General features: G+C 74.0%; 12 protein-coding genes and 2 pseudogenes. 5 read left to right on the forward strand and 9 right to left on the reverse strand.

Going from position 1 to position 23,200, the window contains the following annotated elements; translation table 11 throughout:
* Positions 1-266 precede the first annotated feature (266 nt).
* Positions 267-3,041: a vitamin B12-dependent ribonucleotide reductase gene (locus IPO09_07695; protein MBK9517230.1), complete on the forward strand. Its 2,775-nt coding sequence runs from the start codon at positions 267-269 to the stop codon at positions 3,039-3,041.
* Between the two features lie 322 nt (positions 3,042-3,363).
* Positions 3,364-4,119, forward strand: coding sequence for a 2-oxo acid dehydrogenase subunit E2 (locus IPO09_07700; protein ID MBK9517231.1), 756 nt, complete (start codon positions 3,364-3,366; stop codon positions 4,117-4,119).
* A 193-nt stretch (positions 4,120-4,312) separates the two neighbouring features.
* On the opposite strand, the gene IPO09_07705 is transcribed toward IPO09_07700, so the two are convergent.
* The 7 genes and pseudogenes from IPO09_07705 to IPO09_07735 form a co-directional block, all read right to left on the reverse strand.
* The gene (locus IPO09_07705; GenBank protein ID MBK9517232.1) at positions 4,313-4,939 is read right to left on the reverse strand and encodes an FMN-binding negative transcriptional regulator; all 627 of its coding nucleotides are present in this window, start codon (positions 4,937-4,939) and stop codon (positions 4,313-4,315) included.
* Between the two features lie 27 nt (positions 4,940-4,966).
* On the reverse strand, positions 4,967-5,281 hold the full coding sequence (locus tag IPO09_07710) for a hypothetical protein (protein MBK9517233.1): 315 nt from the start codon (positions 5,279-5,281) through the stop codon (positions 4,967-4,969).
* Positions 5,282-5,452: 171 nt separating this feature from the next.
* The gene (locus IPO09_07715; GenBank protein MBK9517234.1) at positions 5,453-6,229 is read right to left on the reverse strand and encodes a hypothetical protein; all 777 of its coding nucleotides are present in this window, start codon (positions 6,227-6,229) and stop codon (positions 5,453-5,455) included.
* A 10-nt stretch (positions 6,230-6,239) separates the two neighbouring features.
* Complete coding sequence (locus IPO09_07720) at positions 6,240-7,235, reverse strand: peptidylprolyl isomerase (protein ID MBK9517235.1); 996 nt, start codon at positions 7,233-7,235, stop codon at positions 6,240-6,242.
* Positions 7,236-7,240: 5 nt separating this feature from the next.
* A complete protein-coding gene (locus IPO09_07725; protein ID MBK9517236.1) occupies positions 7,241-9,262 on the reverse strand; it encodes a FixH family protein in 2,022 nt (673 codons plus the stop codon).
* A 91-nt stretch (positions 9,263-9,353) separates the two neighbouring features.
* Positions 9,354-15,279, reverse strand: a pseudogene (locus tag IPO09_07730) (hypothetical protein).
* A gap of 554 nt (positions 15,280-15,833) precedes the next feature.
* Complete coding sequence (locus IPO09_07735) at positions 15,834-16,310, reverse strand: DUF2059 domain-containing protein (GenBank protein MBK9517237.1); 477 nt, start codon at positions 16,308-16,310, stop codon at positions 15,834-15,836.
* Positions 16,311-16,542: 232 nt separating this feature from the next.
* Here IPO09_07735 and IPO09_07740 point away from each other — a divergent pair, with 232 nt between their 5' ends.
* The 3 genes from IPO09_07740 to IPO09_07750 are packed head-to-tail and all read left to right on the forward strand — an operon-like array spanning position 16,543 to position 19,549.
* Positions 16,543-17,283, forward strand: coding sequence for an SCO family protein (locus IPO09_07740; GenBank protein MBK9517238.1), 741 nt, complete (start codon positions 16,543-16,545; stop codon positions 17,281-17,283).
* Entirely contained in the window at positions 17,280-17,942 is a 663-nt protein-coding gene (locus IPO09_07745; GenBank protein MBK9517239.1) for an SCO family protein, read from the forward strand. The genes IPO09_07740 and IPO09_07745 overlap by 4 nt, the downstream gene beginning before the upstream one ends.
* On the forward strand, positions 17,939-19,549 hold the full coding sequence (locus tag IPO09_07750) for an ABC transporter substrate-binding protein (GenBank protein MBK9517240.1): 1,611 nt from the start codon (positions 17,939-17,941) through the stop codon (positions 19,547-19,549). The genes IPO09_07745 and IPO09_07750 overlap by 4 nt, the downstream gene beginning before the upstream one ends.
* Positions 19,550-19,564: 15 nt before the next feature.
* Here the strand turns inward: IPO09_07750 and IPO09_07755 are convergent, their stop codons facing one another.
* Positions 19,565-21,124, reverse strand: coding sequence for a hypothetical protein (locus IPO09_07755; protein ID MBK9517241.1), 1,560 nt, complete (start codon positions 21,122-21,124; stop codon positions 19,565-19,567).
* Between the two features lie 154 nt (positions 21,125-21,278).
* A pseudogene (locus tag IPO09_07760) lies at positions 21,279-23,195 on the reverse strand (PHP domain-containing protein).
* Between the last annotated feature and the right edge of the window lie 5 nt (positions 23,196-23,200).

The following is a 23,200-nucleotide window of genomic DNA, read 5'->3' on the forward strand; positions in this document are numbered from 1 at the left end:
GGCATTGACACGCGGAGTTCGGCTGATAAAGTCCGCGGTCGCTTCGCAGGGGGCGCGAGGCTCGGGAGGAACGGGGCGGGTCGGGTCGGGCGACGGGCGTTCCCTCGGGGATTCCCCACGTTGTCAGACCAGCACGCTAGACGCCTCGGCCACTGACGCGGGCCGGCCGGGGGTTCATTCACCATCGACGGGTGTGCGCCGAGCGTGCACCCGAACGGGCTGTATTTGTCCGGGGCCAGTGGCCGCCGGGCGGAGGGACTCACCAGATGATGGAGCGTGACGTGCAGAGCCAGGCCCGCAAGACCGGCAAGACCGCCAAGAAGCCCTCCCGCCGCGGCCTCGCCGTCGGCCGGTACTTCACCACCCGCGGCGTCGATCCCGCCGAGGAGATGGTGTGGGAGACCCGCACCGCCTCCATCACCGGGGAGGGCGGCGCCATGATCTTCGAGCAGCGCGACGTCGAGGTCCCCAAGTCCTGGTCGATGCTGGCCACCAACGTGGTGGCCTCCAAGTACTTCCGCGGCGCCCTGGGCGCGCCCTCCCGGGAGCGCTCGGTGCGGCAGCTGGTCTCGCGCGTGGTCAAGACCATCGCCGGCTGGGGGCGCAAGGACGGCTACTTCGCCACCGAGGAGGACGCGGCGGCCTTCGAGGCCGAGCTCTCCCACCTGGTCTACCGGCAGAAGATGAGCTTCAACTCGCCGGTCTGGTTCAACGTGGGCGTCGAGGAGCACCCGCAGTGCTCGGCCTGCTTCATCAACTCGGTGGCCGACTCGATGGACTCGATCCTGAAGCTCGCCCACACCGAGGGCATGCTCTTCAAGTACGGCTCCGGCACCGGCTCCAACCTCTCCAAGATCCGCTCCTCGCGCGAGATGCTCTCGGGCGGCGGGGAGGCCTCGGGCCCGGTCTCCTTCATGCGCGGCTTCGACGCCTTCGCCGGGGTCATCAAGTCGGGCGGCAAGACCCGCCGCGCCGCCAAGATGGTGATGCTCGACGCCGACCACCCGGACATCGTCGAGTTCGTCACCTGCAAGGCCGAGGAGGAGAAGAAGGCCTGGGCGCTCATCGACGCGGGCTACGACGGCGGCTTCAACGTGCGCGGCGGGGCCTACGACTCGGTCTTCTTCCAGAACGCCAACCACTCCATCCGCGTCTCCGACACCTTCATGCGGGCGGTCCAGGAGGACCGCGAGTGGAGCCTGACGGCGCGGGTCGACGGCCGGTCGGTGGAGATGATCAAGGCCCGCGACCTGATGGCCAGGATCACCGAGTCGGCCTGGCTGTGCGGCGATCCGGGCATGCAGTTCGACACCACCATCAACGACTGGCACACCTGCTCGGGCACCGACCGCATCAACGGGTCCAACCCCTGCTCCGAGTACATGTTCCTGGACGACTCGGCCTGCAACCTGGCCTCGCTCAACCTGATGCACTTCCGGTCGATCGACGGCGGCTTCGACGTCGAGTCCTTCCGCAAGGCCGTGGACCTGACCATCCTGGCGCAGGAGATCATGGTCTCCAACGCCAAGTACCCGACCCCGGCCATCGGCAAGAACTCCGAGGACTACCGGCCCCTCGGGCTGGGCTACGCCAACCTGGGCGCCCTGCTCATGGCCAGCGGCCTGCCCTACGACTCCGACGGCGGGCGCGCCGCGGCCGGCGCCATCACCGCCCTCATGACCGGCCAGGCCTACGCCATGAGCGCGCGCATCGCCGCCCAGACCGGCCCGTTCGCCGGCTACGACAAGAACCGCGACCCGTTCCTGCGGGTCATCCGCAAGCACCAGGCCCACGTCGACCGCATCGACCAGCGCCTGGTGGAGCCCTCGCTGCTGTCCGCCGCCAAGGTCTCCTGGGCCGAGGCGCTCAAGCTGGGGCTGGCCCACGGCTACCGCAACGCCCAGGTCTCGGTGCTGGCCCCCACCGGCACCATCGGCTTCATGATGGACTGCGACACCACCGGCATCGAGCCGGACATCGCGCTGGTCAAGTACAAGAAGCTGGTGGGCGGCGGGGTCCTCAAGATCGTCAACAACACCGTGCCGCTGGCGCTGCAGAAGCTCGGCTACTCCGGCGAGGAGATCGGCGCCACGCTGCAGCACATCGACGAGGTCGAGACCATCGAGGGCGCGCCGGCCCTGCGGGCCGAGCACCTGGCGGTCTTCGACTGCGCCTTCAAGCCGCGCAACGGCTCCCGCACCATCCACTACATGGGCCACATCCGCATGATGGGCGCCACCCAGCCCTTCCTGTCGGGCGCCATCTCCAAGACCGTCAACATGCCGAACTCGGCCACCTCCAAGGACATCGAGCAGGCCTACGCCGAGGCCTGGAAGCTGGGGCTCAAGGCGGTGGCGCTGTACCGCGACGGCTGCAAGCGCAGCCAGCCGCTCAACACCGGCAAGGAGAAGACCAAGGAGGAGGTCGCCGCCGAGGCGCAGGCGGCCGAGCCGCCGCTGGCCCGCCGCCGGCTGGCCGACGAGCGGCGCGCCATCACCCACAAGTTCTCGATCGGCGGCCACGAGGGCTACATGACCGTCGGCATGTACGACGACGGCATGCCCGGCGAGCTCTTCGTGGTGATGGCCAAGGAGGGCTCGGTGGTCTCGGGGCTGATGGACAGCTTCGCCACCTCCATCTCCATGGCGCTGCAGTACGGGGTGCCGCTGCACGTCCTCTGCGACAAGTTCAGCCACACCCGCTTCGAGCCGTCGGGGTTCACCGGCAACCCGGAGATCCCCATCGCCAAGTCGATCACCGACTACATCTTCCGCTGGCTGTCGCTGAAGTTCCTGCCGAGCGAGGACGGCGCCACCCCGGTGGCGGCCCAGGGGACCCTGACCCCGGGGGCCTCCCCCGCCCTGCCGGCCAAGGCGCGCACCGTGGAGGCGGCCCAGGCCAAGCCGACCAAGAGCAGCAACGGCGTGACCTACACCCGCGACACCGACGCGCCGCCCTGCCCCAGCTGCGGCGAGATCACGGTGCGCAACGGCGCCTGCTACAAGTGCAACAACTGCGGGACGACCACCGGCTGCAGCTAGGCTGAGCTCTCATCCGAGGCGCCGCACCGCACAGCGGCGCCGAGCTCTCGGGAGGCCCCGGACGACCGCCACGGTCGCCCCGGGGCCTTCGTCGTTTCGACCCTCCCCGTCCTCCCCCCTCCCGCTCGAGCAGCCCAGCCCCCCGCGAGCAGCTGGTGACGCCGCCCCGCTGAGGACGCCATCCGCCGAGCGGTCCGTGGTCGCCCTGCGCCGGCTTGCCGTAAGATGCCCCGCCGTGAGCGACGCCCCGCACCAGCTCGTCCCTTTCGCCCGCGCGCGGCGGACCGTGGTGGGCGCCCTGGAGGTCGGGGCGCGACGCCACATGATCCACGCCCTGGTGGAGGTGGACGTCACCGAGCCCCGGCGGCGGCTCCGGGCGCTCCGCGAGCGCACCGGCGAGGCGCGCTCCTTCACCGCCTTCGTCGTCTACTGCCTTGCGCGCGCCATCGAGGGCGACCGGCGGCTGCACGCCTACCGGGATTGGCGTGGCCGGCTCGTCCTGTTCGAAGACGTCGACGTGGCGACGCTGGTCGAGCCGGCGGCGGGCCAGGTGGCCATCCCCCACATCCTCCGGGCCGCCAACCGCAGGTCGATCCGCCAGCTCCACGACGAGCTGCGCGCGGTGCAGGCTCGCCCCGCGGCGAGCGCGCAGCACTCCGGCCTCCTGGCGCGCCTCTCCGGCTGGGTGCCAGGCCCCGTCCTGCGGCTCACCCTGCGCGCCCTCGGCCGCGCCCCTCACTGGCTGAAGCGGACCTCGGGCACCACCGTGGTGACGTCGGTTGGGATGTTCGGCGGCGGCGGCGGCTGGGGCATCGGCATCGTCCCGCTCCACACGCTGGCGCTGGTGCTGGGTGGCATCGCCCGCAAGCCCGGCGTGGTGGGCGAGCGGATCGAGCTGCGGGAGTACCTGGCGCTCACCGTCAGCGTGGACCACGACCTCATCGATGGGGCCCCGGCCGCCCGCTTCGTCGAGTCGCTCCGCGCCCTCGTCGAGGGGGCTCACGGCCTCGAGCGGGAGCCTGTACCGGAGCCGGGCGCGCGGTCCGCCCCTCCGGCGGCGGCGCCTCCCTCCGCCTGAGGCGGCGCTGCTCGGACCAGCGCCGGCCGGCCCCACCATCTCCATCCCAGGGGCGCGTTCTTCGGTTGCCTGTGGAGTGGCGAGTAGCCCTCCCTCTGCCCCCCCAAGAAGGATGGTTCGGGCGTCCGAACCGATATCGCTCTGGGCGCCCGAAGGGAGCGGTGCGGGGCCGGTGCGGGGCCGGCAGGTCGCCTCAGGCTCCCTTGCCCTCGACCAGGCGGGCCATCACTTCGTCGCCTTCCTGGCGCAGCCCTTCGGCCACTCCCAGGCGATCCGGGTCGTCGCGGTTCTGGCTGGCCTTCCACTTCCCCTCCAGGCGGCTGATGACCAGCTCCACCCCGACGATGGCCTTCAGCAGGCCGTCGACGTACTCGGGCGGCGCGTCGGCCACCTTCCAGGGCGCCGCGCGCTTGCCCTCGTGCCGGTCGGTGAGGCGCGTCACCAGCTCGAGCAGTGGCGCGCGCTCCTCGAAGAAGCGGACCTCGCCGTGGACGTGGAGGGCGAGATAGTTCCAGGTCGGCACGACCTTGCCGGTGGCCTGCTTCGACGGGTACCAGGACGGCGTCACGTAGGCGTCCGGCCCCATGACCACGGCCAGCGCCGCCGAGCCGGCTGGGGTCGCCCTCCACTGCGGGTTGGCGCGCGCCACGTGACCGACCAGCCGGCCGTGCGGCCCGGGTCCCGGCTCGAGGAGCATCGGGAGGTGGCTCGCGTCGAGCCCCTCCGGCCCCGCGGTGAAGAGGGTCACCAGCCCCGCGCCGCGAAGCGCCTCGTGGAGGACCTCGACCCGGTGCTCGGCGAAGTGGCTGGGCAGGTACATGGCCGGAGCCTAGCCCGCCCCTCCCACTCACCTGAAGTCCCGCGACCGATCCCCCACGGCCGGAGTGAAGGCCGGCGGCGCCACCACCTTCACCCGGTAGACCTGCCGCCCGCCCACCAGCCTCACCGAGCACAGGGTGCTGCCCACCTTGAGCCCGGTGAGGGTGGCGGAGCTGCCGGGCGTGATGGTGACGATCGAGAGGTCGTCGCACAGGCCGGCGAAGCCCTCGAGGCGGAGCGTGGCGCCGACCTCGAGGATCAGCGTGGGCGGGTCCTCGGCGCGCGCGCCGACGGGCGCGAGCGTGACCAGCGCGAGGGCGGCACGGACGATGGCGAGGCGCATGCGGCGAGCGTGGACCACGGCGCTGGCCCGGTCAACCGCGAGATCCCGGGGCCGGCCTCACCACGCTGCCCGCGCCGGGCCATGGCGCGCCGTGACCGGAGGCTGCGGCGGCCGCGCGCCATCCTCGACGGATCGGCCTGGCCCTCGTCGTCTCGGCCCGGCGGCGGCCCCTCAGGGGCGCTGCAGGGTCACCGTGCGGGAGCCTGCCCGGGTCCCCGGAGGCACCGGGACGGCCATGAACTCGCCGAGGGCCATGCTGGCGCAGAGCGACGGGCCGGGGCCCAGCCCAGCGCCCATGCGATAGGTGAGCCCGGTCCCGTCGACCCGCAGGTCGAGCACCAGGGCCCGGCCCGGCTCGATGTCGGCCAGGCAGCGCGCCACCTCGGGCGACTCGCGCACCGCCGCCTCGATCTCCCGCAGGAACTGGTCGGCCTTCTCGGCCGGCTCCGGCCGGGCCGTCTCGGGGAACAGCAGCAGGTAGGCCGGCGCCATCGCGGCCTCCGGGTCGAAGACCAGCCGCTCGGTCACCTGGCGCACGCCGGGATCCTCGGCCAGCTCGGCGCCCCAGCGCTCCGGCGCGTCCCGCGGCGTCACCCGGCAGACCAGCCCGGCGCAGGCCAGCTCCCAGCGGCGCCCGGTGGGCCACAGCGACCGCAGCGCTGGCTCGAGACGGGACCGGCTGGCGGAGGACGGCCTGGCCGAGCCGAACGCATCGCGCAGGGCCGCGTAGCGGGCCCGCGCCTCCTCGAGCGCCCCCAGCCGATCGATCTCGGCGGGGTCGGTCGGCGCGGGAGCCATCACGAGCCCCTGGGTCGGCGGATCCGGCACGGCGACCGGGGGCGCCTGGACCGTCCGTGGCGCCTCTGCGGGCACCAGCCAGTACACCGCGAGGAAGGCCCCGGCCACGAGGAGCAGGAGGACGACGCCGAGGACGATGGACTTCCGCATGGGTGCTCCTTCAGAGGGGGATCAGGACCTCGACCGTGCCGGCCTTCCGGAGGGCGGCGGCCCGGGCCTCGACCGCCTCCCGCCGGCGCTCCTGGAGGAGCCGCTCCTCGATGCCCGGCCTGGCCTCCTCGAGCGGCGTGACGGTCTCGGCGCGCCGCTCCTCCAGCCGGAGCAGGTGGAGCCCCTCCGGCGACTCGAGCACGTCGGAGACCTGCCCGGGCGCCAGCGAGAAGGCGGCCTCGTCGAGCGAGACCGGCAGCTGTCCCCTCCCGAACCAGCCGAGGTCGCCGCCGGAGGCGGCGGACGGGTCGTCGGAGTGGGACCGGGCCAGGGCGGCGAAGTCGGCCCCGGCGCGGGCCTGCGCCAGCACCGCCTCGAGGCGCGCCCGGGCCACGGCCCGGGCCTCGTCGCCGGCGCCGGCCGGGAGGCGCGCCAGGACCTGGCGCGCCCGCGCCTCGGCCGGCCGGGTGTAGCGGTGCAGGGTGGCCTGGTAGTCCGCGCGCACCTCCGCGGCGCCGACGCGGATCGTGGGGGCGATGTCGCGCTCGACGAGCCAGGCGATCGACAGCTGCTGCCTCACCCACCCCCGGTAGGACTCGTCGGTGAAGCCGCCCCGCTCGAGCGCCAGCCGCCGGCGACGCTCGTCGGGAAACTGGGCCTCGAACCGGCGCACGGCCGCCTTCACCTCGGCGTCCGTGGCCACCCGCTTCCGCCGCCGGGCCTCCTGCCAGAGCAGCTCCTGCTCGATGAGCCGGTCGAGCGCCTCGCGCTTGAGCTCCTTGAAGGCGCTGGGGCTCCGGATGGCCACCGTGCTGCGCCCCTTGTCGCCCAGGAACTCCTGGAAGTAGCGGGTCAGCCGCTCGCTGGAGATGGCCACCCCGTTGACCCGGGCTGCCGTGCCGTAGTCCTGGGCGGCGGCCGGGGCCGCCGGGACCAGCAGCCCCAGCAGCCCCAGCAGGCCGAGGAGCTGGAGCGGGCGCTCCACACGGCGCGGGGGGCGGGCCACCCGCCTCACCTGGCCGGGGCGCCGGCAGCCGGGGCGGTCACCACCAGCGAGCGGAACGGGATCTCGTCCGGCCTGGCGTCCAGCGACGGCACCGTCACCTGGAGGTACCAGGCGCCGGCCGCCGGGAGCGTCAACCTGGCCTGGTAGACGCCGTCGCCCGCATCCACCGCCGTCACCTGCGACCGGCCGTAGCCGGGCGGCCGGTAGGAGGTCACCTGGACGTCGCGCACCCCGGCCCTGGGTCGCCCCTTGCCGTCGCTGAGCCGGAGCCGGAGGTCGATCGGGGTGCCGAGCGGGATGGAGACGGGCGTCCCGAGGAACTCGACCTTGACCGCCTTGGCGGCCGTCGCCAGCGCCGGGTTCTCCGCCGCCTCGGCCGGGAAGCAGTGGAGGACGCGGGGGCTGTCGAGCAGGAAGGCCACGTCGTAGCTGGCGGCGGCCGGCACCCGCACCGTGCCGCCGTAGACGCCGGGCTCCAGCTCCTTGACGCTGCGATCCACCACCGTGACCGCCCTGGTCCGGTGGCCGTAGCTGGAGAAGTTCCCCATGGGGGCGTTCATCCCCTCCATGTAGAAGTAGGTGAGCCCCTCGGCCGGGTTGTTGACGTAGACCGCCGCGTCGGTGGCAGCCGGGCTGATGGCGTCGGCCAGCGAGAGCTCGCCAGCGGCCTGGGGCGCCCGCTCGCCGGCAGGGAAGCTGTTCACGATGGGCGGCTCCTGCTTTCCGAGCGAGAGGAGGTTGATCATCTGGACCTTCTCCGAGTCCATCAGGCGCACGTAGGCGAAGGCGCGGGTGATGGCCAGCTGGTACGGCTTGCCCGGTACCTTGACGGCGTGCGCCAGCCGGTCCTGCGCCGCGTCCACCACGTGGACCACGTGCTCCACCGAGTTCACCAGGAAGGCCCAGCGCCCGTCCTCGCTGAAGCGCATGGGGCCCAGCCCCGGCTTGGCCTGGATGCGCGCGGCGACCGCCAGGGTGGCCGGATCGATCACCGTGATGCGCCCCTCCTTGCCGTCGGCCACGTAGATCCGCTGCGACAGGCTCGACCAGCCGATGGAGATGGGCGTCGGGCCGACGGGCAGGTCCTTCACCTTCTTCAGGCTGGCCACCTCGACGACGCTCACGGTGCCGGCGCCCCGGTTGGTGACGAAGGCGTACCGGTCGTCGCCCGAGAAGGCGATCTCGTGGTGCCCTGGCCCCGTCGGGATGCTGGCCAGGGGTCTCAGGGTCTCGACGTCGATCACCGTGACGCCCCCCTGGCCCTTGCCCCGGGCGTCGTTGCCGACCCAGAGCGTCCGGCCGCTCGGCGCGAGCGCCAGGCGCGTCGGCGCCTCGCCGGCCGGCACGGTCGTGATGAGGTGGAAGGTCTCGGTGTCCACCACCGCCACCTGGCCGACCAGCGGGATGGACACGAAGAGGCGCTTGTCGCCCCGGGCCTTGACCCAGTCGGCGCCGGGGCGGGGCAGGAGCACCGTGGCGAAGAGGCTGGTCTTCCCGGTCATGCTCACGACCGGGTCGATGACCGCGATGCTGGGATCCTGGTTGAGCACCAGCAGGTAGTAGCTGTTGAGATCCAGCACCGGCCGGATGCCGACCAGCCCCTTGAGGTAGAGGGCGACCTTCTCCTTGCACTCGGCGTGGCCGCCCGCGCCGCCCGAGAGGCCGCCGGCCACGTCCATCCAGACCGCCGGCGAGAGGCCGCGGACCGGCTCGCCGCTGCCGGCGTCGGTGATGCGGAAGCGGAGCTCGGCCTGGTCGCCCTCGCGCGGCGCCCCGCCGCCCTCCGTGGCGGTGAAGGTGAACTCCACCGCCAGGCCGTCCCTCACGAGCCGGGTGGCGCCGGACTGCTGGGCGGCGGTGCCGGGCGCCGCGGCCGCGGGCGGCAGCCCGGACACGAGGCCTGCCGCCGGGACCAGCGGCACGTCGGCCGCTGGCGCCTGCTGGGCGGCGGCGGCGCCGGCCAGGAGGAGCCCGGCGAGCGCCGCGAGGTGGCCGGTGCGAGGCCGGGCCTTGCGAGGTGTGGTCATGAGCAGGTCCCCCTGAAATGCCGATGGATGCGGCCAGGTCGGCCGCACCCATCGTTCCAACTAACCGCCGGGTCGTCGTTCGGCCACTGGTCTACTTGACCCGCATGAGGCTCCAGATGCCCGAGGTGTTGCCGAACGAGCCCACGTCCCTGAAGAGGTAGTCGCCCGGCACGGCCTCCGAGCCGCCGGCGCTCGGCAGGAAGAGCTCGAAGTGGCTGCCCGGCAGCACCTGATCCTGCGCGCCCAGGTAGAAGGACAGCTTGCTGTCGCCGATGGCCCGCGAGCCCACCGACTGGCCGGGCAGCGTCGGGTACCAGCCGGTCGGCTTGCAGGCGCCGATCAGGCCGTACTGGTTGTCACCCGGGCAGACGTACGGCGAACGCTGCCAGACGTGTCCGTGGAGCGTCATGACCGACCCGCGACCCACGCCGCTCGGGTTGAGCAGGCGGAGCTTGACCTGCTGGCCGGGCGCCGCGGTGAAGACCGGCGTGGCCGGGTCCCGCCCCGTCAGGCTGGTGGCGTAGGCGTCGCCCGCGTTGGGCACGCCGCCGAGGCCGGCCCCCCCGAAGGGCACGTTGGGTGCCAGGCCGAAGCGGAACCACATCGGCTCGGTGCCGTAGTTGATCGACACCTGGCCGGCGTCCTCCGAGTCCTCCGGGATGGTGCCGCCCTCGGCGGCGATGTTCGGGACCGGGCTGCCGTTCCGGTAGCGGTGGTTCTGCCCCTTCTGGATCATGTGGGCGAACGACCGGGTGGTGCCGTTGACCGTGGCGGAGGCCCGGGTGAGCCGGGTCCCGGTGCCGAGGGTCTGGCGATCCAGCGCCCGGTCGGTCTCGACCCAGGTCGAGCCGGGCGGCTCGATGACCACTGCGCCCACCAGCCCCTTGGCGGCCTGCTTCAGCTTGTCCGCCGGGCCGAGGTTGGCACCGCCGAACTCCACCGGGGTGGCGACCAGCTGGTACCTCCCCGCGCCGGTGGGGGCCAGCGAGAGGTCGCCGGCGTAGAACCGCACCTGGCCGCGCTGGCCCGGGGCCACCAGCGACTGGGCCTCGGGGTTCTCCCCGACGGGCGCGCCGTCGTCGGTGGTGACGTCGAAGGCGACCAGCTGCGCGTGCAGGCCGACCTGGCTGGACGGCTGGACCAGGTTGCCGTTGAAGTTGGTCATGCCTTGCGGTCCGTTGCGGTCGCGCGGGACCATCCGGAGGTACTCGGTGTAGCCGCCCAGGTCGGGCGCCGAAGCCGGCAGCCGGTTGCGCAGGATCACCGTGACGCACTCCCCGGCCGCGGCGCGCAGGACGATGGGCTCCACCGGCGCCGTGGGCTTGAGCCGGACGGCGCAGGTCGCGAGCGTGGGGTCGAAGATCTGCCGCCCCAGGAAGGCGCGGAAGCACCCGGCGCTGCGGGGGTTGACGGCGTCCAGGTCGGAGGTGCGGACGTACATCATCGCGGTCGGGTCGTGGAGCGGGCCCTGGCCGGCCAGGACCGGCGGGAGGGGAGGCTGCCCGGGCAGCGGCTCCGCGACGGCCGGGGTGAACACCTGGGTGTTCAGCGGGTTGTAGACCAGGGTGCCGCCGGCGGCGTTGAGCGGGCCGCCCACGTGGCCGGTGCCCGAGCGGTCGGCCGGGACGATGGCGACTCCCAGCGCGTTCGGGAGGACCTGGTTGGCCAGCACCGCCGTGATGTCGTAGCTGCGGTTCGGCGCGTTGATGGGGCAGACGCCGGCGAACGAGAAGAAGTTCGTCATGTTGGTCGTCAGCTGGGTGGGCGTGTTGGGCAGCGTGAAGAGGTTGGGCTGGGGCTGGCCGTAGGTGCGGATGATGCCCCAGGTCCCGCTCCACCAGCCGTCGTGCCCGGGGTTGATGGTGTAGAGGTAGTCGGCGCGCTGCCGGAGGGCCGCCAGGCCGAGGGCCGGCAGCACCGGGGCCGCCAGGGAGAACTGCTCCGAGATCCCGGCGTGCTGGGAGTTGCGCCAGCCGGAGTCGGGGGCGAAGCCGAAGCCCGAGCCGCCCTGGAGCCACTTCATGCCGTGGATGCTGGTGGCGTGGGAGTGCTCATGGGCGCCGGCCTGGACCTTCAAGCGGAGGCGATCCCCGAAGTAGGCGCGCGGCATCGGCGTGAAGGGGTCGCCGGGCAGCACGCCCCCGGCGTTGATGGGGGGTGGGAACCTGGTGCCGGTGGCGCTCGCCACCGGCGGGAAGCCGGCCAGCGCCGTGGCGGCGGTCGGCTGCACGTTCATGGCCGCGATCTTGCGGTCGGTGCGGCTCTGCAGGGCGTAGGCCAGGTCGCCGGCCTTGCCGGCCGCCTGCCGGCCGGGCTTGCCGTCCGGGCCGAGCGCCGCCGGGTCGAAGACGCGCAGCCCCACCGGCTCGTTGCGGTAGTTGACCACCAGCATGCCGGAGTCGTCGGCCGTGATGGCCTCGGGGCACGGGCGCGGCACACCGCCCGGGCAGGTCGGCGGGAAGACCGAGACGTCGGGGAAGGCGCTGGCCCCGGCGAGCGACTGGCGGTAGGGCGGGTTGATGGCCGACCGGAACGTGGTGGCGTCGCTGGGGGGCGGCGTCGCCGCGCTGGTGATGTGCGGCCCGAGGAGGTCGCCGGCCTGGTCGCGGCCGACGTAGACGCCCGGCAGGTAGGCGTGCTGGAAGTCGGAGAACTCCAGGTAGAACTCCCGGTAGCTGTCGTCGTGGCCGTCGGCGTCGAGGTCACCGGTCAGGATGGCGGCCTGCCAGGAGGTCGGGCCACCGTCGCCGCGGGTGTGCAGGGGCGCGCCGGTCTCGTTGTGGACCCAGGTCGAGCCGACCGGCTCGACCAGCACGGTGGCGTAGAGGCCGATCTGCTGGTGGGTCGAGGGGCCGTAGTGGTCGTGGGTGAAGACGACGCCCAGGCCGCGGTCGACCCCCTCGGCGTTGAGGAGCGGATCGAAGAACCAGCGCTGCAGGGTGGTGCGGGCGCCCAGCCAATCGGCCTTGCCGGAACTGGCCGAAGTAGGGGTGGGCGGCGGCCTCGAGCCTCGGGCCGATGGCCGTCCCTCCGGCCGCGACCGCCTCGTCGTTGAAGTGGTTGATGGCCTCGATGCGCTCGCGCACCGCGCCGGGGGAGAGCGTGCCGTCCTCGTAGTTCCAGCCGTTGGCGGCGCCGTCGGCGGTGGTGAGGTCCCACTTGGGCAGGTGGATGTGCTGGCCGATGATGTCGGTGGGGGTGCGGATCTGGTAGTCGTCGAGCTCGAAGATCTCGGGCACCAGGTTGGTGTGGCTGAACATGGTGCAGTCGAGGGTGTTGTTCCGCATGACCAGCGGCTCGGGCGGGCGGGTCTTCAGGATGGTCGGCATGACGTCCTCCCACAGCGCGATGATGCGCTGCTGCGGGTAGTGGTAGCCGGCCTTGTTGAGGACCGCGTCGAACTGGACGTTGGCGCCCTTGTAGGCCCGCTTGGTCCCGGCGCCGGTGAAGCCGGTGCCGCCGTCGGAGGTGCGGAAGTTGCCGATGCCGGTGGAGCCGCCGGTCGACTGCCAGGTCTGCCCCTCGGCGAGCCCGACGCCGTTGTCGTCGACGCAGGGATCCGAGAACGGCGCGCCCGGGACCGGCTTGACGCCGTTCAGGATGAAGTCCCCGCTGCCCGGCGCCGCGCCGGAGAGGTTGAGCACCGGGCCGGGGTGCCGGCGCTGGGCGTGGAAGGCCATGCCCACCCGCTCGAGGTCGGTGCCCTCCTCCGGGTAGTAGACCGGCTTGGCCTTGGCGATGATCTTGGTGAAGTCGAGCCGGCTGACGTTGTTGACCAGCGTGCTGCCGCCCGAGGCGTAGCCGAGCAGCGCGTGGCGCGGCAGCCCGCCGTCGAAGCCGCCCGCCGCGGGATCCATGTCCATGGGCGGCGTGGGCGGGCGCTGGCCGACCATGTCCTCCATGCCGGCGATCCAGAACGGGTAGCCCGGGTTCTTGAGGCCGGTCGGGTTGAGGGCCGGGTCGCACTTGGCGAGCTGCGAGCCGGGCACGCACTCCGGGTCGCGGTCGGTGCGATCGACCAGGGAGAGGCTGCCGACCGGCACCACGGCGCCCGGGCTGGTGGCGTGGAAGGCGGAGGCCGTGGTGGTGATGGTGTTGGCCACCACCGTGACCCGGCCGGGCATGGGCGGGAGCGGCTTGCCCGGCAGCGGCACCAGCGCCGGGATGGGGGTGCCGGCCACGATCTCGGGATCCGGCAAGGCACGGGCGCCAGGGGCCGGCGTGCCGTCCTTGAGCGCGAAGGGAGCGGAGTGGCAGTTGCCCTGGATTCCCGCCGGGCAGGCCGCGTCGCTCGCAGCCAGCGCCGAGCCGGCCTCGAAGACGTCGTGGTGGCGCCACATGTACCACATGCCCTGGGCGAAGTGCGGGTAGAAGTGGCAGTGGAAGATGGCGTCGCCCGAGGACTTGTTGCGGTTGCCGCCGCCGCCGTTGGCGATCTCGTAGGTGTAGCCGGAGCCCGGCCCGAGGGCCTCGGCGTCGACGTAGTTGGAGTTGTCGTCGTTCGGGTTGAAGAGCCACTGGTGGTTGTGCAGGTGGAAGATGTGGTGCTCCTTCCCCGTGTGCACGTTGCGGAACTTGGCGAAGTCGCCGGTGTAGCTGTGGTGCACGTTGGACGGGTCGTCCGGATAGAAGGCCTTGGTGGCCTTCGGGCCGACGCTGCCCGCCGGCGGCGCGGCGCCCGGGCCCACGTTCTCCAGGCCGATGTTGGCCGGCACGTCCACCAGCAGGGCCACGTCCCCGACCGCGAAGGAGGTGAGGAAGAACTCCTCGTAGGAGCAGTCGAGGCAGTCGTGCATGGGGCCGACGCCCAGCCGGTTGGCGATGATCTCCGAGCCGACGCCGCCCGACCCGTAGTTGATCATGAAGGTGTCGCGGACCCCGTGGAGGGTGAAGCCCGTCACCGGGTGCAGGTAGAAGGCGGGGAAGGCCTGGCCCACCGAGTTCTCGTCGTGGAACACCGAGACGAACTCGCGGAACGGCTCGAGGCGGTTCGGGTAGGAGGGGATGATCTTGCCGACGCTCTCCAGCGGATAGGTGCTGGGCGGGAACGAGCCGTTGGGGCCCGACCCGACCACGATGGCGTTGATGTCGGTGTGCCAGAGGGTCGTGCCGTCGAGCATGTTGACGATCGGCCGGCCGGCCTTCCCCTCCGTGATCCAGGGCTCGGCGCTGGGGTAGCGGGCCTCGTAGTCCAGCACGGGGTGGCCGCCGGGGGTGGTGCCGGTGGAGGCCAGGCGCATCTCCTCCTCGGTGAGCTGGCCGCGGTAGAAGCTCGCGCCGGCCGGCTCGACCACCATGGTGCCGAACATGCCGCTGCCGCTGTTGCCCGCCGAGGCGTCGCCGCCGAAGGTCGCGCCCGGGTTGGTGATGAGGTGGGTGCTCTCCTTGGGGGCGAAGTACCGGTAGATCGCGCTCGCGCCAGGGGCTGCCAGGCTCGGGACGTTGTTGCCGACGTTGGAGGCGTCGCTGGCGATGCTGCCGCGCAGCTCGAGCCCCTGGACGTGGAAGCCGGCGCGCCGCTCGGCCACCTGGTCGTCGATCTTGAGGCGCGGGTTGGCGGGGTTGATGGCGTTGTTGGGGTTGGCGTTCGGCGCCAGCAGGTTGGTGAAGTTCACGTCGAGGCAGTCGCCGGCCGCGACGCGGATGGTGATGGGGCGAGGCCGCTTGTCGTCGCGCAGGCGGACGCAGCCGGGCGTCAACACGCCGGGCGCCGCGGCGGCGCAGAAGGCCGGCGCGGTCGGGTCGGTGGAGGCGACCGGCACCACGTCGTGGGCCAGGGCGTAGATGATCCAGTTGGGGTTCTGGGCCCCGAGCCGGTTGAAGAGGATGGGCGAGTCGATGGCCACCACGTTGGCCGAGATGGTGCGCGCGCACGCCACGGGCGCGGCGGCGGCGCTGGCTGGCGCCAGCGCCCCGAGGAGCGCCAGCGGAGCGAGCACGGCGCCCAGCCACCGCGGCGAGAGGGAGGGACTCGATGCGGCCTCGAACGGAACCACTTCGCTGCGACGGACTCTCATGGCGCCTCACCCCAGGTCGACTGCAAGTACAGGGGACCGCCGGGGTGGAGGGTTCGCCTGACCGGCGCCCGATCTCCCCGCGCTTGTTGCTTGACGTCCCCGTCCCAACTCCCTGGCAGCACATCTGCGCACCCCCTGGTGGAGCGGCAACGTGCCCTTGCAGGTCGCCAGCGTTTGATTTGTGCACAAAGGAGATGGTGATGGAGCCCGGGCGACTCGCCGGGGCAGGCGCGGCGTCCCGCGACTCGGCGTCTGGCGATCGCGGGACACGCAGGGTGGGGCTGGGCAGGGGACGCGTCGAAGCCACCGTCGCCACGGCGGAAAGGTGCGGCGAGTTGCCGCGCCCAGCGCCGAGGGGGAGCGTCCTGGACGGCCGCCGAGCGCCTCGGACGGATGCGACCGGGGCGCAGGATCGCGGCGCGCGCCGACCGTCGTGCGGAAGCGCGGCCAGATGGGCTTCCCGTGGGCCCCCGTCACCGGGCCATGGCACACGCCGGCCCCGCGGCGTTGGTTTGTGGTCCAAGCGAGAGGGCCCCCACCCGCCGGCGGGGCGCCTAGCGGCGGGGCGCCGGGGCCTGCACCGGCTCGACGAGGTCGGCCTTGCGGTCGCTCAGCAGGGCCCCGAGGCGCGGCAGCCGTTCCTTGATCCATCCCTGCGCCTCGGCCTCGAGCTGCCGCTGCAGGGCGGAGAACCTGCGGCCCGCCGCGGAGCGGTGGAATGCGGCCACCTCGCCGAGCTCGGTCTCCGTGAGCCCCTTGGCAAGCGTGGCCGCGTAGAAGCTGGTGAACTCCTCGTAGGGCAGCGCCCGGTCCCAGAGCTGGACGACGACCTCGCGGCCGGGCCGCTTCAGGGCCAGGCCGTTGGCGGTGGCCTCCTTCTCGAGCTGCGCGCCGAGCGCCGGGGCCGCCTGGTCCCGGAACCCGTCCCAGGTCGTGCGGGGCATGGTGGCGTGCGCGATCTCGAGCGCCCGGGCGGGCGGCGCGGCGACGGGATCGGCGGCGAGCAGCAACGAGAGCAGGGCATAGGTCATCTGGAGGTCCTAGTCGGGTCAGTCGGAGGAAGCACCTGCGCGCGCCGCGGGGGGCGGCGATCGGAGCTCCGGTCTCTGGGAGGCCGCGCCGTCCAGGCCGAGATGGGCCTCCACAGGTCGCACGGCACCGCCCCGCCTGGGTGTGACATCCTCCAAGGACTCCCTTCCTGCGCTCGTCGTCCGCAGGTTGGAACGCGGCGGGTGGCGTCCCAGCCCGTCCTGGAGGCAGCACATGCACGCAGCAGCCCGTCGTCTCCTCTTCGGTGCCCCGCTGGCGATGGCGCTCCTGTCGGCTCCGGCCCTGGCCGGGGAGCCGGCCTCGGAAGCCGCAGCCCCGCCCGCCGACGACAAGCCGTGCTGCCACAAGAAGCCGGCCGACGAGGCCGCGCTGCCCGCGGGCATGAACGATCCGGACCAGGCGGCGCCGGCCTCCGGACCCGCCGCGGGAGCCGGCGCGCTCCCTCCGCCGGTCAGCGTCACGCTGGTGGACGCGCCGCTCCTCGACCAGGACGGCCGCGAGGTCCGCTTCGCCAGGGACGTGGTGGGCGACCGGATCGTGGTGGTGGACTTCGTCTTCACCACCTGCACCACCATCTGTCCCATCCTCTCGGCCAAGCTCGCCGGGCTGCAGGGCCGCCTCGGCGATCGCCTGGGGAAGGGCGTCGGGCTGGTGTCGGTGTCCATCGACCCGGCGCGCGACACGCCGGAGCGGCTCAAGGCCCACGCCGCCAAGTTCAAGGCGCGCCCGGGTTGGACCTGGCTGACCGGTGAGCCCGAGACGGTGAACAAGGTGCTGAAGGGGCTGGGCGCCTACACGCCCAACTTCAACGAACACACCCCCATCATGCTGGTGGGAGACGGCCGCACCGGCCGCTGGGCCCGCTTCAACGGCTTCCCGGACCCGGCCAGGCTGGAGGCCGCCATCGACGCCCTCGAGGCGGCGCGCCCGGCCGTCACGGCCTCGAGGCCCTGAGGGTGACCTCCTCCCGCCTGCTGCTGGCCGGGCTGGCCTGCCTCCTGGCCACCGGCCCGGCCCTCGCCGCCGAGGCGCCGAGCGCGCCGAGCGCGCCGGCGCCAGAGGACCCCAAGGAGGCCAAGGCGCGCGCCTACTTCACCGACACCGTGCTGCTCGACCAGGACGGCAAGGAGCGCCGCTTCTACAGCGACGTGCTCAAGGGCAACGTGGTCTGCATGACCTTCATCTTCACCAACTGCGGCGCCGCCTGCCCGCTCATCATGCAGAAGCTGCACCGCGTCCGGCAGGCGCTCGGACCGCGCGCCGCCGAGGTGCAGTTCGTCTCCGTCAGCGTCGATCCCGACAACGATCCGCCCGAGGCCCTGCGCGCCTTCGCCTCGAAGCACGGGGCCACCGGGCCTGGCTGGACCTTCCTGACCGGCAGCCGGGCCGACGTGGCGAGCGTGCTGAGGAAGCTGGGGACCTGGGTCGAGAGCCCGGACGAGCACACCACGGCCTTCATCGCCGGCAACGCCCGGTCCTACCACTGGACCAAGGTGCGTCCCGACGCGCCGGCCGAGGGCGCCGCCGAGATCCTCCGCGGGCTGGCCGACGAGCGGCCCGCCGCGGCGCCCTCCCCGGCCGGGCCCGTGACCGGCCCGGCCGTCCCTCCGTGAGCGGCGCCACCCGGCGCTCGGCCCGCGGCGGCGGCGCGCTCGGCGGCCTCACCGGCTGCGCGGGCGCGCTGTGGCTCCTGCTGGCGCCAGGCCTGGCCACCGGGGCCGCCCCCAGGCCCCTCACGCCCCAGCAGCAGGCGGGCCGCACCATCTACCTCACCGGCGAGAGCCCGAGCGGCGGCGGGATCACCGCCACCGTCGGCGTCGACGCGTCGCCGATCCCTGGCTCTGTCCTGACCTGCGGCTCCTGCCACGGCGAGGACGGGCTGGGCCGGCCCGAGGGCTCCGTCGACCCCTCCATCGTCACCTGGAGCGAGCTGACGCGGGCCGGTGGCCACGTCCACCCCGGGCGCCGCCACCGGCCCTTCGACGCCCGGACGCTGGCGCGCTCCATCACCGACGGCGTCGATCCCGACGGGCAGCGGCTCGACGGCGCCATGCCGCGCTACTCCATGTCCCGCGAGGACCTCGACGCGCTGGTGGCCTGGATGAAGGTGCTGGAGCTCCAGCTCGACCCGGGGCTCACGCCGACGCTCATCCGGCTCGGCACGGTGCTGCCCGAGGCCGGACCCGCGGCCGAGGTGGGGCGCGCCATGCGGGCCACGCTGGAGGCCGCCGTGAAGGAGGTGAACGCCGCGGGCGGGCTCAACGGCCGGCGGCTCTCCCTCGCCGTGGCCGGCTACGACCCGGGGCGGGAGTCGGCGGCGGCGGCGGCGCGGCGCCTGTCGACGAAGGAGCCGGTCTTCGCGATGGTGTCCGGCTTCGCGCCCGGCGGCGAGGAGGAGCTGGCCGCCTGGGCGGAGGCCGAGCTGATCCCGCAGGTCGGGCCGTTCTCCCCCGTCGCGCGGCCACCCGGCGCCGGCCACTACACCTTCTACCTCCAGCCCGGGCCGCGGGAGCTGGCCCGGGTGCTGGTCGAGCACGCGGCCCGGCAGCCCGGCCTGGCCGATCCCCGCCTGGCGGTGCTGCGCCCCGAGGGCGCGCCGGCCCTGGAGGCCGCGGCCCGGGGGGCGCTCGAGCAGGCCGCAGCCCGCGGCTGGCGCAAGGTGGAGACCGTGGCGCTCGGGCCGGACGGGCCGAGCCGCGAGGAGGTGGCGAGGCTGGCCGACCAGGGCACCGAGGTGGTCCTGCTGCTCGGCGACGACCGGGCGCTGGCCGGCTTCCTCTCCCAGGCGCTGGCGGCCGGGTGGACCCCCTGGGTGATGGCGCCCGGGACCCTGGCGGCGCGCGGCGCCGCCGAGGCGCCGGCCGGCTTCGACGGGCGCGTCCTCCTCGCCTACCCGGCCCTGCCCGAGGGCGAGGCGAGCGGTCGGGCCCGGCTCGCCCGCCTGGCGCCGGGGGCCGGCGAGCGCCACCTGTCGGCCCGCGCCTCGGCGGCGGCCGCCACCACGGTGCTGGCCGAGGCGCTCCGGCGCACCGGGCGGCAGCTCTCGCGGGCGCGGCTGGTGGCCAGCCTGGAGGGGCTGTACCAGGTCGAGACCGGGCTCGGGTCACCGGTCAGCTTCGGCCCGCGGCGCCGGGTCGGAGCCCAGGGCGGCTACGTCGTGGCGGTGGACCTGGCGCGCCGGAGCTTCCGGCCCGTGGGTGGCTGGATCCGGCTGGACTGACCAGGCGCCGCCGGCCTAGTGGAAGTCCCGCGACCGATCCCCCACGGCCGGGGCGAAGGCCAGCGGCGCCAGGCCCTCCACCCGCACGTTCACCACCTGCCCGTTCCGCTCGACCCGCCCGCGCGCCACCAGGAACGGCGAGCCCTTCAGCACGGCGCGGCAGCGCTGGTAGACGTCGGGCATGACCACCAGGTTGGCGATGCCGGTCTCGTCCTCCAGGCTGACGAAGACGATGCCGTGGGCCGTCTCCGGCCGCTGGCGCACGATGACCAGGCCCGCCACCTCCACCGGCGCCCGGTCGGGCAGCCGCTGCACCTCGCGCACGGTGCGGACCTGCCCTCCCGAGAGCGCCGGCCGCACCACCGCCATGGGGTGGGCCCGCACCGACAGCCCGGTGGTGGCGTAGTCCCCCTGCACCAGCTCGGCGGCGCCGGCCGCCTCGAGGACAGCGGCGGGCTCGGGCGGCGCCTGGCCGGCGAAGAGCTCCCCGGCCCCGCCCCCCTGCGCCGGCAGCGCCAGGCTGCGCCAGACCGCCTCGCGCCGCTCCGGCGCCAGGCCGCCGAGGGCCCCGGCCTCGGCCAGGCGCGTCACCCAGGCCCGCGACAGGCCGGCCCGCCGGGCCAGGTCGGCCACCGAGGCGAAGGGGCGCTCCCGCCGGGCCGCCAGCACCTGCTCGCCCACCTGGCGCGGCAGGCCCCGCACCAGCTGGAGCCCGAGGCGCAGGGCCGGCGCCTCCCCGGGTGCCGCCGCCACCCCCGCCACCGGCCCCTCCAGCGTGGTGCCCCAGCCGCTCAGCGCCACGTCGAGCCCGCGCACCTCCACCCCGTGGCGCTTGGCGTCCTCCACCAGGGTGTGGGGCGCGTAGAAGCCCATGGGCTGGCTGTCCAGCAGCGCCGCGGTGAAGACCGCCGGGTGGTAGCACTTCAGCCAGGCCGAGGCGTAGACCAGCAGGGCGAAGGAGGCGGCGTGCGACTCGGGGAAGCCGTAGCCGGCGAAGCCGAGGAGCTGCTTGAAGATCTGCTCGGCCACCGCGCCGGAGATGGCCCGCTCGGCCATGCCGGCCACCAGCCGCGCCTTCATGGCGGCCAGCTTCTCGTGGGAGCGCCGGTGCGTCATGACCCGGCGGAGCTCGTCGGCCTCCCCCGGCGTGAAGCCGGCCGCCACCACCGCCAGCCGCATGGCCTGCTCCTGGAAGAGCGGCACCCCGTTGGTGCGGGCCAGCACCGCCCGCAGGGGCTCGTAGGGGTAGACCACCTCCTCCAGCCCGTCGCGCCGGCGCAGGAACGGGTGGACCATGCCGCCCTGGATGGGCCCGGGGCGGATGATGGCCACCGAGATGACCAGGTCGTAGAAGCAGCGCGGCTTGAGGCGCGGCAGGAGCCCCATCTGCGCCCGCGACTCGATCTGGAAGACGCCGATGGTGTCGGCCCGGCTGGCCAGCGCGTAGACCGCCGGATCCTCGGCCGGGATGGTGGCCAGCGAGTCCGGGTAGGCCCACTGGCCAGCGGGGGCCGGGATCGATGACTGGGCGCCCCTCACCCCGGCCCTCTCCCCGGAGGGGAGAGGGAGACTCAACGCGGAGGCTGCCGCCCGAGGTCGGGGTCGAGGTCGGGGTCGGGGTGGGGGCGGGGGGGGGGGGGGGGGGGGGGGGGGGGGGGGGGGGGGGGGGGGGGGGGGGGGGGGCCGCGGTGCTGGTAGATGTCGGGGTCGGAAGACCGGGGCGCGGCTGGGCCGGCGCGGGGCGGTGGGCCGCCAGCATGCTCAGCCCGCGCGACAGGGCGGTGAGCATGCCCAGCGCCAGGAGGTCCACCTTGAGCAGGTCGAGCTCGGCGAGATCGTCCTTGTCCCACTGCACGATGGTGCGCCCGGGCATGGCCGCCGGCTCGATGGGCACCGTCTCGCAGAGGGGCCGGCGCGTCACCACGAAGCCGCCCACGTGGATGGAGAGGTGGCGCGGGAAGCCCTGGAGCTCGCGGGCCAGCTCCAGCACCTGGCGCACCCGCGGGGCCGTGCGCGGGTCGAGCCCGGCCTGCGCCAGGGTGGCGTCGGCCACGGCGACCGGGTCGTCGTGGGAGGAGACCAGCCTGGCGAGCCGGTCCACCTGCGGCAGCGACAGCCCGAGCGCCTTGCCCACGTCGCGCAGCGCCGAGCGGGTGCGGTAGGTGATGACCTCGCAGACCATGCCGGCGTGATCGCGGCCGTAGCGCCGGTAGACGTACTGCAGCACCTCCTCGCGCCGCTCGTGCTCGAAGTCCACGTCGATGTCGGGGGGCTCCCCCCGCTCGGCCGAGATGAAGCGCTCGAAGAGCAGCCCCATGCGCACCGGGTCGATGGAGGTGACCCCCAGCACGTAGCAGACCGCCGAGTTGGCGGCGCTGCCGCGCCCCTGGCAGAGGATGCCCCGCTCGCGGGCGAAGCGGACCACGTCCCAGACGGTGAGGAAGTAGCTGGCGTAACCGAGCCGGTCCACCAGCTCGAGCTCCTTCTCGAGCTGCCGGGCCACGTCCTCCGGCGGGTCGCCCCCGTAGCGCCAGCGGGCCCCCTCGCGGACCAGCTCGCGGAGGAGCTGCATCCCCGTCATCGGGATGGCCCGGACCTCGGCCTCGGGCGCGGCCGGGGCCGGGGCCGGGGCCCCTGCGGCGGAGGCGGAGGAGTCCGCCCGCCGCAGCCAGGCATCGTTCGCCGGCCTGCTGGTCCGCAGCCGCGGCGCCACCGACGCCGCCACCACCCGCGCCCCCTGCCCCGGGCTCGACATCGCGCTCGCCGCGCCGGCGGCCAGGCCGGCCCGCTCCACCAGCACCGGCGGCAGCGGGTGCTCGCCGCGGATCTCCTCCAGCCGGAAGCGGCACTCCTCGGCGATGGCGGCGGCCGCCTCCAGCCCCTGCTCGAAGTCGGGCCAGAGCCGGGCCATCTCCTCCGGCCCCTTGAGCGTCCGCTCGGCGTTGGGGAAGAGCCGGCGCCCGGCCTTCTCCACCGTGGCCCCGAGCCGGACGCAGGTGAGCACGTCCTGCAGCACCTGCCGGCGCCGCGTGTGGGTGTGGACGTCGTTGACCACCGCCACCGGGATGCGCAGCCGCCCCCCCACCGCCCGGGCCGCGGCGAGCCGCGCCTCCTCCCCGGCCACGTGGTGGCGCGCCACGGTGATGGCCAGCCGGCGGCCGAAGAGCTCGCGGAGCCGGGCCGCCTCCTCGGCGTCGGCGCCGGCGTGGAGGGCGAAGAGGCCGCGCGCCCGCTCCCCCAGCGTCCGCAGCGGGACCCGCACCGCCGCCTTCTCCCGCCGGGCCGGCGCCAGGCCGCCCGGCTGGGCCGCGGCGGCCGCCGGGACATCTCCCCCGTGGGCCACGGTGAGGAGGCGGCAGAGGTTGGCGTAGCCCTCGCGGTCCTGGGCCAGCAGCGTGAGCCAGCCGGGCCGGCCGCGCCCCAGGTCCTCCACCGCCACCTCCGCCCCGACGATGAGCGGGAAGCCGCGCTTCCGGGCCTCGGCGTGGGCCCGCACCATCCCGTAGAGCCCGCTCCGGTCGCTGAGCGCCAGGCCGGTGAGCCCGAGCTCGGCGGCGCGGGCCACCAGCTCCTCGGGGTGGCTCCCGCCCTCCAGGAAGGAGAAGCAGGAGCGGCAGCGGAGCTCGGCGTAGCGGGGGGTGGCCATGGGCG

It is taken from the genome of Anaeromyxobacter sp., from assembly GCA_016718565.1.
GTDB lineage: Bacteria > Myxococcota > Myxococcia > Myxococcales > Anaeromyxobacteraceae > JADKCZ01.

What these genes read in the sequence shown, in the direction of transcription:
- IPO09_07695 (MBK9517230.1), top strand. Translation starts at nt 267, where the DNA reads ATGATGGAGCGTGACGTGCAGAGCCAGGCCCGCAAGACCGGCAAGACC.
- IPO09_07700 (MBK9517231.1), top strand. Translation starts at nt 3,364, where the DNA reads ATGATCCACGCCCTGGTGGAGGTGGACGTCACCGAGCCCCGGCGGCGG.
- IPO09_07705 (MBK9517232.1), bottom strand. Translation starts at nt 4,939, where the DNA reads ATGTACCTGCCCAGCCACTTCGCCGAGCACCGGGTCGAGGTCCTCCAC.
- IPO09_07710 (MBK9517233.1), bottom strand. Translation starts at nt 5,281, where the DNA reads ATGCGCCTCGCCATCGTCCGTGCCGCCCTCGCGCTGGTCACGCTCGCG.
- IPO09_07715 (MBK9517234.1), bottom strand. Translation starts at nt 6,229, where the DNA reads ATGCGGAAGTCCATCGTCCTCGGCGTCGTCCTCCTGCTCCTCGTGGCC.
- IPO09_07725 (MBK9517236.1), bottom strand. Translation starts at nt 9,262, where the DNA reads ATGACCACACCTCGCAAGGCCCGGCCTCGCACCGGCCACCTCGCGGCG.
- IPO09_07735 (MBK9517237.1), bottom strand. Translation starts at nt 16,310, where the DNA reads ATGACCTATGCCCTGCTCTCGTTGCTGCTCGCCGCCGATCCCGTCGCC.
- IPO09_07740 (MBK9517238.1), top strand. Translation starts at nt 16,543, where the DNA reads ATGCACGCAGCAGCCCGTCGTCTCCTCTTCGGTGCCCCGCTGGCGATG.